This is a genomic window from Romboutsia hominis (genome assembly GCF_900002575.1).
Taxonomy (GTDB): Bacteria; Bacillota; Clostridia; order Peptostreptococcales; family Peptostreptococcaceae; genus Romboutsia_C; species Romboutsia_C hominis.
Genome location: NZ_LN650648.1, coordinates 2558581 through 2571657 on the forward strand (window position 1 = coordinate 2558581; position 13077 = coordinate 2571657).

General features: G+C 27.8%; 12 protein-coding genes. 1 reads left to right on the top strand and 11 read right to left on the bottom strand.

What is annotated here, in order from left to right; genetic code table 11:
- Positions 1-158: 158 nt before the first annotated feature.
- Both FRIFI_RS12435 and FRIFI_RS12440 read right to left on the bottom strand, forming a co-directional pair.
- Positions 159-602 (bottom strand): 2-thiouracil desulfurase family protein, encoded by a 444-nt coding sequence (locus tag FRIFI_RS12435; protein WP_092923543.1) that lies wholly within the window; start codon positions 600-602, stop codon positions 159-161.
- 97 nt (positions 603-699) lie between these two features.
- Positions 700-3078: an endonuclease MutS2 gene (locus FRIFI_RS12440; RefSeq protein WP_166506015.1), complete on the bottom strand. Its 2379-nt coding sequence runs from the start codon at positions 3076-3078 to the stop codon at positions 700-702.
- 282 nt (positions 3079-3360) lie between these two features.
- Between FRIFI_RS12440 and FRIFI_RS12445 the strand changes: the two genes are divergently transcribed.
- Positions 3361-4815 (top strand): aminoacyl-histidine dipeptidase, encoded by a 1455-nt coding sequence (locus FRIFI_RS12445; RefSeq protein WP_166506016.1) that lies wholly within the window; start codon positions 3361-3363, stop codon positions 4813-4815.
- 57 nt (positions 4816-4872) lie between these two features.
- Here the strand turns inward: FRIFI_RS12445 and FRIFI_RS12450 are convergent, their stop codons facing one another.
- The 9 genes from FRIFI_RS12450 to FRIFI_RS12490 all read right to left on the bottom strand — a co-directional run bounded on the left by FRIFI_RS12450 (position 4873) and on the right by FRIFI_RS12490 (position 13043).
- Positions 4873-6075 (bottom strand): DUF4179 domain-containing protein, encoded by a 1203-nt coding sequence (locus FRIFI_RS12450; protein WP_166506017.1) that lies wholly within the window; start codon positions 6073-6075, stop codon positions 4873-4875.
- 11 nt (positions 6076-6086) lie between these two features.
- On the bottom strand, positions 6087-6608 hold the full coding sequence (locus FRIFI_RS12455) for a sigma-70 family RNA polymerase sigma factor (RefSeq protein ID WP_092923530.1): 522 nt from the start codon (positions 6606-6608) through the stop codon (positions 6087-6089).
- A gap of 177 nt (positions 6609-6785) precedes the next feature.
- Positions 6786-7700 (bottom strand): GNAT family N-acetyltransferase, encoded by a 915-nt coding sequence (locus tag FRIFI_RS12460; RefSeq protein WP_092923527.1) that lies wholly within the window; start codon positions 7698-7700, stop codon positions 6786-6788.
- Between the two features lie 7 nt (positions 7701-7707).
- Positions 7708-8211 (bottom strand): hypothetical protein, encoded by a 504-nt coding sequence (locus FRIFI_RS15080; RefSeq protein ID WP_202819462.1) that lies wholly within the window; start codon positions 8209-8211, stop codon positions 7708-7710.
- Between the two features lie 115 nt (positions 8212-8326).
- Positions 8327-8485 carry a hypothetical protein gene (locus FRIFI_RS12470; protein WP_166506018.1) on the bottom strand — a complete coding sequence of 53 codons (159 nt, stop codon included), beginning with the start codon at positions 8483-8485 and terminating at the stop codon, positions 8327-8329.
- A 73-nt stretch (positions 8486-8558) separates the two neighbouring features.
- Positions 8559-8951, bottom strand: coding sequence for a DUF3887 domain-containing protein (locus FRIFI_RS12475; protein ID WP_092923524.1), 393 nt, complete (start codon positions 8949-8951; stop codon positions 8559-8561).
- A 327-nt stretch (positions 8952-9278) separates the two neighbouring features.
- A complete protein-coding gene (locus FRIFI_RS12480) occupies positions 9279-10712 on the bottom strand; it encodes a potassium/proton antiporter (RefSeq protein WP_092923521.1) in 1434 nt (477 codons plus the stop codon).
- 367 nt (positions 10713-11079) lie between these two features.
- Positions 11080-12207 (bottom strand): XRE family transcriptional regulator, encoded by a 1128-nt coding sequence (locus FRIFI_RS12485; protein WP_166506019.1) that lies wholly within the window; start codon positions 12205-12207, stop codon positions 11080-11082.
- A 266-nt stretch (positions 12208-12473) separates the two neighbouring features.
- Entirely contained in the window at positions 12474-13043 is a 570-nt protein-coding gene (locus FRIFI_RS12490; RefSeq protein ID WP_092923509.1) for an HD domain-containing protein, read from the bottom strand.
- Positions 13044-13077 lie beyond the last annotated feature (34 nt).

A 13077-nucleotide genomic window follows, 5' to 3' on the forward strand; every position in this document is an offset into this window, starting at 1 on the left:
CCTCTCATATTCTTATTATTTTATGGTAAATCAATTTATGAGTTTTTTCAAGTTATTTGGTTTATTTATTAACTATATTTTAGCAATATTCTTATTTATAATACAATTTTGTATAAGTTAATTATTCCATTTAAATTTAAAATAAAAATTTACTTTACTTATAGTTCTTTTTCACTTATTACTTTTATTCCATTTTCTATTAATAATGCAGCAGTAACTCCTAAGCCGTCCTTCTTTTTACCTGCAAAACTTCCATCATATATATAACTTGAACCACAAGATGGACTTCCATCTTTTAATATAGCCTCTTTGCAGTTATATAATTTAGCTATTTTTAAAGCTTCATCTGCTCCATTTCTAAACTTTTTAGTTACATCCAATCTTTGCTTATTAATTACACTTGCTTTTCCTTTTATAACATCATATCCATCTAGTTTAACTATTTCTGAAGGTTCTCTTGGTGTGCTCATTCCTCCTAATTGTTCTGGACACACTATTATAAACTCTTTACCTTCTAAGAACTTTTTTACATTTTCATTTTTATTATTTTCTCCATTGTACTTACAATTTATTCCAAGTAAGCATGCTGATACTAAAATCATATTGTACCACCTTATATATATTACTTTTATAAAAAATTTGCTATATCGCAAAATTATATATTTTAAACATCTAACGATATAGTGAACAAATCATTTTTTATTTTAGATTTACGATAGTAACTCCAGCTCCACCTTCTCCATATTGTCCAGCTCTTTGAGACTTAACATGTCTATTTCTCTTTAATACATCTTGTAGTCCAGATTTTAATACTCCAGTTCCTACGCCATGTATAACAGTTACCATTTCAAGGCCAGCTACATAAGCATCATCTAAATATTTTTCAACTTCCATTATAGCCTCTTCTAAATTCATACCTCTTAAATCTACTTCGCTTTTTACTCTTCCTGATTTAGCTTTTATTATACTTCTTGTTGATTTAGTGATTGTTGTTTTAGGGTCTTTTTTAACTTTTTGAAGAGACTTAAACGGTAGATTCATCTTCATTATTCCTATTTGAACAACAGCTTCTTTTTTATTGTTATCAACTGAAACAACGCTACCTTGTTGATTTAAAGTTATAACTTTTACTTCTTCCCCAACTTTTAAGTCTTTTACTTCTTTACTTGATACTTTAGGAACAATCATGCTCTTAACAGTTGGTTGAAGACTTCCCATTGAACTAGATATTTCTTTTCTAAGCGCCTCTATCCTTTGATTCTTTTCTTTAGATGCTCTTTCTTTTTCTAGTTCTCTAAGTTCTTTTACTATTAAATCTACTTCTTCTTTTGCTTGTCTTGTTATTCTAAAGGCTTCTTGTCTTGCTCTTTCCATTATCTTTTCTTTTTGTTCACTCATTTTCGCAAGCTTTTCATCGTACTCAGCCTTTAGCTTTTCTATTTCTGACTTTAATTTTTCGGCTTCTTCTCTATCTTCTTCAGCTTTAACTCTATTTTTCTCTACATTTTGAAGCACATCTTCTATTGCTATATTATCACTATCTATAAACTCTCTAGCTCTACTTATTACATAATCACTTAGCCCTAACTTTCTAGAAATCTCAAAGGCATTTGATTTCCCTGGAACACCTATAAGTAATCTATACGTAGGACTTAAAGTTTCTAAGTCAAAATCAACAGCTGCATTTTCAACACCTTCTTTAGTAAGTGCATAGTTCTTTAATTCACTATAGTGTGTTGTAGCTATACATTTAGCTCCAATGCTTTTTACATCTTCAAGTATAGCTATTGCAAGAGCCGCTCCTTCTATTGGGTCAGTTCCAGCTCCAAGCTCGTCAAATATTACTAAAGAGTCTTCTGTTACTTCTTTTAATATAGATACTATATTTGTCATATGAGATGAAAATGTAGATAAGCTTTGCTCTATACTTTGCTCATCACCAATATCTGCAAATACATTATCATATACACACATACTACTTCCAAAATCAGCAGGTATGTGAAGTCCACTTTGATTCATAAGTGCAAATAAACCAACAGTTTTGATAGTTACAGTTTTACCACCTGTATTAGGTCCTGTTATAAGTAATGTATGGAATTCTCTCCCTAAATAAATTGAGTTTGGAACAACAGTATCTTTATCTAGTAATGGATGTCTTCCCTTTTTTATATTTATAAATTTATCTTCATTTAAAGTAGGTTCTATACCTCTCATTTGTATAGATAATTTTCCCTTAGCAAAAGCAAAGTCTAATCTTCCTAATATCTCTTGGTTAGCTAATAGTTCATTACTTATTTCTCCTACCTTAGAAGATAATTCTGCTAATATTTTTTCTATCTCTTCTTTTTCTTGAAGTCTTAATTGCCTTAATTCATTATTCATATCAACTATACTCATAGGCTCTATAAATAATGTTGCTCCAGATGATGATTGATCATGGACAATACCAGCTACTTGTGATCTATATTCAGCTTTTACTGGCACAACAAATCTATCTCCTCTTACAGATATAATTGCATCTTGTAAGTACTTTTGATATGTAGTTGAAGATATTATTGAGTTTAACTTAGATCTTATAGATTGATTCTTTTGCACTATTCTTCTTCTTATATTTCTAAGCTCACTAGATGCATTATCAGATATTTCTACCTCACTTATTATTGCATTGAAAATTTCTTCTTCTAAATCTCTATATGTGTATAAAGAATTTGATAGGGATTGTATTATTGGGTAGTTAAAATCTTCTTCTTCACTAGATGCTAAATTATTACTAAGCATTCTGGCTACTCTTAAAGTATTTCCTATCATTAGTAAGCTACCTGGGTCTAATGCTGCCCCTACACTTGCTCTCTTTACCTTATCTTCTATATCGTATATTCCCTGTAATCCAACAAAACCTCTTTTTATAAGTATGGCTTGTGCCTCACTTGTTTCCTCTAATCTTGACTTAACTTCATTAAAGTCAGAACTTGGTGTTAGTTTTTCTATGTATCTCATACCTAATGAAGATGATGCTTTGCTTTTCAATAGGTCTATTATTTTATCAAATTCTAAAACCTTTAGTGCTTTTGAATTCATTATTTCCTCCTTGAATCTATATCTATATAATTACGTTTATTTTATGTATATTTGTATTATACTATTTGTATAGCTAACTAATATTATACATAAATATAGTTGTTTATAATAGGATAAAAACTGTATTTTGCTATATATATAAACTTATTAGTTTCAAAACTAACTATTTATTTTGGAATATATTAGATTTAGTGTTATAATATAATTATATTATTTAAGTTTCATGCTTTTTACTTAGCATATACTTAAATATTTAATTTCATCTAAAAGGAGTGAATACTTATGGAAAACGTATTAAAAGGTTTAAATCCAGAGCTTGTTTTTAATTATTTTGAAGAGATATCTCAGATACCTCGTGGTTCTGGAAATGAAAAAGCTATAAGTGATTATCTAAAAAAATTTGGTGAAGACTTAGGCTTAGAAACTATCCAAGATGATGCGTTAAATATCATAATAAGAAAACCTGCTACAAAAGGATATGAAAACTGTCCAGGTGTTATACTTCAAGGTCATATGGATATGGTTTGTGAAAAAAATAAAAACACAGAACATGACTTTACTAAAGACCCAATAAAATTAAGAATAGAAGATGACATGATATATGCTACAGGAACTACTCTTGGTGCTGATAACGGTATAGCTGTTGCTATGGGTATGGCTGTACTTGCATCTAATGATTTAGCACATCCTCAAATAGAAGTTTTAATAACTTCAGATGAAGAGGCTGGAATGAGTGGAGCTATGGCTCTTGACGGTTCTAATCTTAAAGGACAATACATAATAAACCTTGATTCAGAAGAAGAAGGTTTCTTACTTGTAAGTTGTGCTGGTGGGGTTACTGCTCACTCTAAATTAAATGCTGAGTTTACCAATGTAGATGCTAACAAACAAGCTCTACTAGTTGATATAAAAGGACTTCTTGGTGGACACTCAGGAATGGATATAATAAAACAAAGAGCTAACTCTAATATATTAATGGGAAGACTTTTAAACTCATTATGTGTTGACTTTGACTTAGCAAAAGTTGAAGGTGGTTCTAAAAACAATGCTATACCTCGTGAGTGCGAAGCTGTTATAGTAGTTGATAAGAATGATGTAGAAAAAGCTATGGCATGTATAAAAGAAATGGAAAACACTTTCATACATGAATTTGCTTCTTCTGATCCTGACATAGTTGTAGAATGTAAAGAAACTACTGTTGAAAAGGTTCTTACTAATGATTGTAAAAATAATGTAATAAGAACTTTAAACTTAATACCTAATGGAATCCAAACTATGAGTATGGATATAGAAGGACTTGTTGAAAGTTCTACTAACTTAGGTGTTGTTAGAACTCTTGAAAATGAAGTAACTTTTGAATGTGCTGTTAGAAGTTCAGTTACTTCTTTAAAAGAAAATATAACTAATAAAATGAACTTATTATCTCAAACTTTAGGTGGAGAATTTACTTTAGAAAGTGATTACCCAGCATGGGAATATGCTAAAGGTTCTAAATTAGAAGATATATGTGTCCATACTTATGAAAAATTAAATGGTAAAAAGCCTATTATAAAAGCTTTACATGCTGGTCTTGAATGTGGATTATTATTAGACAAAATGCCTCATGCACAAGCTATATCTTTTGGACCTAACATGTTTGAAGTTCATACACCAAATGAGCATTTAAGTATATCTTCAACTACTCGTACTTGGGAATACTTAGTTGCTATATTAAAATCAATGAATGAACATAACTAAGATTAGTTTCTTGTTAAACATAAAATAAGTAGGGAATTTGCCCTACTTATTTTATGTTTAATCTAATTTTACCTTTATAGCTTTATCTTCAAGAACTTCCTTAACATTATATTTATCATCTACAATAGTTGGTACGATTTTTAATTCGCTATAATTATTAGATGTATTTTTATATTTCTCAACTACTTCATGCGTTCCATTATTTACATTCATCCCATCTGGAATTATTTCCTTATTATTTTCATCTTTTACTTTTAATCTTATACGATCAAAATCAACATTATTTATTCCTAGAAACTTATACTTTATTTCTACAGATAGAGGCGAAGCTATTACTTCACTAAATTCTATGCTAGCTACTTTATTATTTAATGAAAATTCTATAACTTCATCTATTGAATATGATTTAGATTTATCTATTAAATCCTCTCCCTTTATGTCTATATTAAACTCCCAGTTTCCTCTTATAATCCCAGAATGTGGACCACCAGCTTTTTTAACCTCATCATAAAATTTATATTGAGATTCCCAATCTTGTTCAAGATGAAGTTTTTTAATTTGAATTTTGAAATTATATATTTTATCTTTGTTTATAACATAAGGAAATTCATCTTTTTTAACTCGTTCAGAATTAATGTCGTTGCCTTCTTTAATAGTCATATCTATTCCTTGTTCCATAACAACATCTACTGATTTTTCTTTTTTTTGATAATGATCTCCTATTGCCCAAGATTGACCTTCATACTTAACTCCATCTATATATATATTGTTTATTTCTCCTACCGTTAATAGTGTTTCCTCTCTTCCCCATTTATCAAATGACCACTCTTTCTGTTGCTTCTCTGTGAAATCTTTGAATGGATTAAATTTGCTGTAATCAACATTTAAGTTTAGTATCAAGCTTCCATTATCTAAAATTACATCTTTAAGTGAAATCTTTACATTTTTATCTATCGCTACCTTATTTATATTGTACTTATAATCTTCAAGTTCTTCTTTTTTCATATTTACAATATCACCTAATGAATACCAAAATCTTTCTATGTCTGCCCATATATTATTATCTAGAATAATACCACTACTTAAAATTGCTAATAATGAAGCTGCTACTATACCTCTTTTAAATCTTTTATTCTTATTTCTATTTCTAATTTTTATTTTCATTTTATTTTTAAGCTCATCATTATTATCAAACTTTACTTCTTCATAATCATCTACATTCATTTTTACATCATTTAATATTTCAAAATCGTCCTTCATACTTAACCTCCCTATTTAGATATACTTTCCCTAATTCTTTTTCGCCCTCTGGATAAACGATTATATAAATTAGACACCTTTGCGTTATTTTTCACTGCTATACTCTCCAAACTTTCACCTTCTAAATAGTGTTTTATAAAAAGTTCCCTATCTTTATCATTTAAATGACTTAGTATCTCTTTTATTTCTTCCTCAATTTCAGCTTTCATTAAATCAGTATCTATGTAATATAATTCTTGACTTATATCAGTAGTTTCAATTTTTGATATATACTTTCTTTTATAATCTATCGCTTTATATTTTGATATTGCACATACCCAGTTTTTAAAATCATTCTTGCTTTTATCAAAACTTTTTATACTATCCCATATAGATAAAAGTACATCACTTACACACTCTTCCTCATAATTTATAAGTACACCTAAATGTCTTCTAATTACTGATGTTATTAGACCCCTATAACTATCTATTAACATCTCCATTCCTTCTTCTTTCCTTTTCCTTATATACTTAATAATCAATTCATCTTGCAAAATAATTCCTCCTTACCCTCTTTTATAAAAGCTTTTATACTAACTAATACGTAATCTATATAAAAATCCTATCAACTTAGTTCAAAATTTTTTATTATTTACACGAAATTAAAGCAGAGTTTCACATTAACAAAACTCTGCTTTATAAAAATTTTATAAATTTATTAATAAAATTAATTACAATATAACCCATCCGCCCATTATCTGGCTTACTTCAAATCCTCTTTTTTTGTACATTTCATAGGCTATTTTATTTTGTTCTATGACTATAAGCGCAATTTCTTTAACTTGTCTCTCTGCTAAAAACTGTATTGCTGTTTCTATTATTCTCTTTCCATACCCCTTGCCTCTATATTTTTTACATAATCCAATATCAAATAATCCCTTGTCACTTTCAATAATAATTTCTATAAATCCGATTTCATTATCTTCTTCATCTAATACTATAAAATATCTATTATTATCATTTTTACTTTTTTCTATATTTTTGTTTACAGTGTCAATATTTGTTACTGTACCATGTGGCATATCACTAAATGAATCATTATAAATATCTATATACCTTAACTTATTTTCTTCATTTAAACTTTTTAGCTTCAATAATTTATTCCTCTTACACCTATCCTTTAATACCATTTCAAAAGAATTGTATTCTATTTTAAAGTTTAGTTTATTTATCTCTTCATTAGATATTTCTTGTTTATTTATTCCTAATCTTATATCCGTCGCTCCTTTTGCTTTAGATATGTTAACAGATTCTTCTACTAGTTTTCTTATTATTTCAACTTTATCTGTTATATCCTTAGCACATTTTATTTGGTGAATATATGCACTTTTTAATATTTTTGCTACTTCTAAAACTACGCATATACTCGCCACTACTTTATTTTCCTCAAAATAAAATAATGCACCTTCACCATATTCATATATTTTTATATTAAATTTATCATCCAATTCTTCTAATAAATTAACTGAATTTTCCTTAACTTTTATGAATTTATAAACTTCATTCTTTTCTATATTACTTAAATTAGTGTATGATTTTATATATCCCATAAATTTACCCTTTTGTTTCAATTCCTCATCTTTCATTTTTAATCTATTTAACCTTATATTTATTATAAATACATTTATAACAAAGTACCATTCCTACTATCATAAATGAAGATAGTATAGCAATAACTATACCTCCTACCATAGAACCAAGTAGTGGTATCAATAAAAATGATAACCCATACGCAATCCACATAATTCCATTTGCTCTATTATATGCTTTTATATTACTTATTTCTTCTGATTTAACTATAGTCCCTGCCCAAAAGTGCATAGGAGTTTTTCTTTTAAATGAATATATTCCTATTCCTACAAAAAACAAAACTGCAGGCATCATTGATATAGCTATTACTATATCATCTTTTTGAGTATAGCTTGTTTGGCTAGACTTGAAATTATTATATTTAACCGAATTTGTGCTACTTTTTAAATTATACTTTTTTATTAATTGATTATATGTTTCTATTGTTTTATTACTATCTTTATCATTGTATATTAGAGTTTTATCGCTTGTTGTGATTTTTATATATGGTTTGCTATTACGATACACATATAACTTCCCCTTTTCATCTCTGTCTATTTGGAAAGTTCCCCTTAAATATGTTGCTGTGCTAGTACCATTTACTTTATTTCCTATAGGAATGTCATCTAATAGCTCTGCACTTTTAATATCCTTTATATATGCTATCTATTTTTATCCTTATTTTATCTTCTTCGAAGTGCATTTTATGAAGACTATGGTCCATATTTAGAAATATAATTAACCCCATAGCCATCGCTATCATTATCCCAAAGACTATCTTTTCATATTTATTAGAAATCATAATATCATCCCCTATACAAATAAAGATATATAAATCAATATATTAAAATTGACTTACATATCTTTTCTCTACATTACTTCATATATAACCCCTCTAGCTTCATATCTTCATTATAAGTGATTGTAAACTGTGCTTTACCATTATCAAATTCCACAACTTCTACTACAGTAGCTAAATCTTCATTACCTATTAATTCTTCTTTGTTAATAGACTTAAATTTACCTAGTTTATCTTTCATAGGTTGCCACGCTTCTTTTAATTGTTCTGCATTTATTTGAGTTTTTAAATTTTCACTCATTTTATCTATAACTTTACTATACTCGTCATTACAAATCATATTAACTATTCCTTGAGCATCTTCTTTTAACAATTCTTCATCATAAGATTCACTTAATTTTGAAGTAGTACATCCCCCTAGTACAACTCCTGTTAAAAATACTAATAATAGCATTTTCATTTTTTTCATAACACATCCCCCTTATTTTATTAGTATTGCAATATTTTCGTTTGGTAGTTTATTTAATTTTATTATAATTCCTAATACATTTGATAATCAAATAAATATACATAGGACACAGTAAATTGTACTTATATTACATTTTAAATCTCTTTACTATTAATAAAATTTATTACAAGCAAAAAAATAGGGGCATATACCCCTATCAAATTATTTATTATTGAATAAAGAATTTAAATATAATCCTAAAATTCTTTCCCTATATTAACAAAAAACTATTTTTCGAGCGATATTTAAATATATCCTGTAGCATAAATTTACTTATATACATAAATATTAATTGCTTTTACATAATAAGTCATTCAATACCTCAAAATCATTTCCAGCTATAACTAACACATCTTGAGGAAGAATTTGAGTAGATCCATTTGGAATCAATACTTCCTTGTTACGCTTTATCATTACGATAAGTATATCCTCAGGTATATTTGAATCCATTATAGCTTTATTTGCAATGCCACTATTATTTTGAACCGTTATTTCTAATAAATTTGTACCTATCTCTTCCCTGTAATCATTGAATGTCTTTAATACTGGAGACTTATCATCAATTAAGTCGAGCTTTTTAGCTACTGTAGGTAAAAGTGTACCTTGTATCGCAACAGAGAACAAAGCAACAAAAAATACTATATGGAAAATATCACTTTCAACAGGAACTCCATAAGTTACTGCATATATTGCAAAAACTATTGAAGCAGCACCTCTAAGACCTACCCAAGATACAAAAGCTTGTTGCTTTAAAGGAATTTTAAACCAACTTAGTATGCTAAAAATTGCTATTGGTCTTGCTATACAAATCATAAATATAGATATGGAAATACCTTTTATCATTACAGAAGGTATTTGCGATGGGAATGATAGCAGTCCTAATATGAAAAATAACATTATTTGCATAATCCATGAAATTCCATCAAAAAATTGGAACATACTTTTTTTATGTGGTATCTTACTGTTACCTATCATAATACCAGTCATATATACAGATAAATATCCATTTCCACCAAAATGCTCACTTAAAGCATAAGATAGTACTGCTATTCCCATAACAAATATAGGATAAAATCCATCTATTTCAAACTTGGTATTTCTTAATAAATAAATTGTAAGCTTACCTAATAAAACAGCCGATAAAATTCCAACTACAACTTGATTTAAAAGCATTGGTATTATGGTATCATATCCTTTATCTGCCATTAATCCTAAAATAATTATAGTCAACATATATGCTAAAGGGTCATTGCTTCCACTTTCAATCTCTAATATTGAAGCAATAGATCCCTTTAAGTTTAACTTTTGAGAACGTAATATTGCGAAAACTGATGCCGCATCTGTAGATGCAACTATCGATCCTATAAGTAATCCTTCTAATAAAGAAGTATCAAATACCTTAAAGCAAAATATTCCTGTTAAACCAGCAGTTATAACAACACCTACTGTTGATAGAAGTATTGATGGAACAGCAACTGGTTTTGCCATATCCCAACTAGTACCAAATCCTCCATAGAACATTATAAAAACTAATCCTATAGAACATATCTGTCTTGTTAATTCATAGTTATCAAAATATATTCCAACAATACCATCAGATCCAGTCAACATTCCTAATCCTATAAAAATTAGAAGAATTGGGACTCCAAATTTATATAAAATTTTACTTGATGTTATACATATTAATAGAACTAATGAACACATAATCATTAAGTTTATCAAATAATTATTACCTCCTTTATTATAATTAATTAAGTTTAGTGAATTTAAATTTAAGGTTTTAGAATTTTTATAGGCAGGATTTTAAATAATACTGGAATTATATTTAAAAACTTTATTTTTTATCTTACTGTTGTTATATAATTATTTTATGTTAAATTTATTCTTTTATGTTAGGTTCGATTTCTTATCCTTAAGTTTAAAATAACATAAAATTCTATACTTTGTATATGTTTTTTGTGTTAAATATTTGTTAAAAAAATATTCTAATTTTCTACTATTATTTTAAGATATTTTATTTAATAAATTATTACAATTTAAAAGAGTAACAAATGCTTATTATAACTTAGGCTTTGTTACTCTTTTGGTATTATTTTTTATTTTTAAAATTAACCTTTGTTACATTATCTCTCTTAACTTTAGGTGCTAATTTTCCTTCTTTTAGTCCTAATAATGACTCTATTTCATCAGGATAAAGGCTTAATCCACAACTTGCTAAGTTATCCACTAAAGTAGCTCCACTCATAATACCACTTTCAAGTATCATATCCACAGATTTTCTAAGTAAAACTGGACTTGTTGCTTTTATATTAGCATCTAATGGTTCCTTCTTGCTCCAACCTTTCTTATCCATTTGGTTCATTAAGTACATATATTTCTTGTAATTAATAACACCTAGCTGGTATCCTCTTAATATCATAGCCCATATTGGAACTATCCATTTTGCTTTTAATTCTACAAAATCCTCTATCTCATTAACATCTTTTAAATCTGGTAAGAATGTTTCTTCTGGCAATAAAAATACACACGCAAATTCATCTTTTGAGAATTTTTTAGCTTGTATCCCCGCTTCAACACTAACCATGTATGCTAATTCATAAGCTAAGTCATAGTTTCTTGTAGTCGCTGATTTTTTATCATTTCCTAAAGATACTATATATCTAGTATTTTTATCAGTTGTTTGTTTTTGCGTAAACGCTAGTGCTCCTTTTGTATTTACATTAGTGTCTGTTACTATTATCCCATTATACTCTAACACGCTTAACACATTTCCTATAGGTCCATCACCTAATTCAAAATGTCTTCTTACTTTTGTTGCTAATGTCTCTATATCATCGTTTCTATTTAAGTTAGTTGGTATGTTCATTTCTGGGAATTGTATATATCCTTCTATAAAAGATAATATTTTATGTGCCATTACTAACTTTTCTTTGTATGAAATTTCTTCTACTCTAGGTATTCTCGATTCTGGCTTTATATGAGTACTATCAACTACAACTTTAATGTTATCCATTTGGAAGAAGTATTCTTTTGGAAACCTTAAAGCATTTGCTAATTTCATTTCATTTTCTGGAGTTGGCTTGTACTTTTCCTCTTCAAAAGCAATTATATCTTTTTTATTTATATTTATTTCTTTAGCTAGCATATCTACAGTTTTTCCTCTATACATTCTAGCTATTTTTAATCTTTTACCATTAAAAACTTTTTTTCTGCTCATAATATCCGTCTCTCTTTCAAGTTTATTTTATATATACAAAAGTTAAATTAATAAATTTTATGCAAATCTATATTAGCCATACATAATAAAAATATTTTATATTGGCTAAGTTATACGAATTTACTAAATTTAATTTATACTAAACTTTATATTATATATATTTAAAAATGCTCTGGATACTAATACCCAGAGCATTATTCAACTTTTATACTGTTGATAATATTATCATATTTATTAATTATAGTCAATTTATGTATATTATATCTCTATAGTCCTAGCTCATCACTTATTCCTTGCATTGCCTCTAGTGATAGTTGTGCAAATTCAGCAAATGGAATGCCTAATTCTTCTATGCTTCTCATTGCATCCCTGTTTGCTCCTGCTGCAAATTTAAGTTCTTTCATACGCTTAGTTATAGACTTTACTTTTACACTAGATAATTTCTTATCTGGATAAACTAAAGCTATGGCTGTTATAAATCCAGTTATTGGATCTGCTGCATATATAGCTTTATCAATTGTGCTTATTCTTTTTGTTCCATTATCTTCATTATGAGCTTTTATTGCTTGATATATGTAATCATTTCCAAAACCTTCATTTTTAAGTAATTCGATAGTTTTGATCCCATGCAATTTAGATTCTTCTGGATTATTTTTATAATCTAACATATCTGAATCTAAATCATGTAGTAATCCTGCTAATGCCCAATCATCAGATTTTTCTGGTTCTAGTTTATTTCCTAAAGCTTTCATTACAGCTTCTACTGCATATGAGTGCTTTATTAGATGTTCAGATTTTAAATATTTATTTACTAATCCTACTGCTTGTTCTCTCATTTCCCAATACCTCCTATATAAATATTAAATCTAT

Bases quoted from the DNA above. Each gene is read 5' to 3' on its own strand.
- FRIFI_RS12435 (WP_092923543.1), bottom strand. From the start codon at position 602: ATGATTTTAGTATCAGCATGCTTACTTGGAATAAATTGTAAGTACAAT.
- FRIFI_RS12440 (WP_166506015.1), bottom strand. From the start codon at position 3,078: ATGAATTCAAAAGCACTAAAGGTTTTAGAATTTGATAAAATAATAGAC.
- FRIFI_RS12445 (WP_166506016.1), top strand. From the start codon at position 3,361: ATGGAAAACGTATTAAAAGGTTTAAATCCAGAGCTTGTTTTTAATTAT.
- FRIFI_RS12450 (WP_166506017.1), bottom strand. From the start codon at position 6,075: ATGAAGGACGATTTTGAAATATTAAATGATGTAAAAATGAATGTAGAT.
- FRIFI_RS12460 (WP_092923527.1), bottom strand. From the start codon at position 7,700: ATGAAAGATGAGGAATTGAAACAAAAGGGTAAATTTATGGGATATATA.
- FRIFI_RS12470 (WP_166506018.1), bottom strand. From the start codon at position 8,485: ATGATTTCTAATAAATATGAAAAGATAGTCTTTGGGATAATGATAGCG.
- FRIFI_RS12475 (WP_092923524.1), bottom strand. From the start codon at position 8,951: ATGAAAAAAATGAAAATGCTATTATTAGTATTTTTAACAGGAGTTGTA.
- FRIFI_RS12485 (WP_166506019.1), bottom strand. From the start codon at position 12,207: ATGAGCAGAAAAAAAGTTTTTAATGGTAAAAGATTAAAAATAGCTAGA.
- FRIFI_RS12490 (WP_092923509.1), bottom strand. From the start codon at position 13,043: ATGAGAGAACAAGCAGTAGGATTAGTAAATAAATATTTAAAATCTGAA.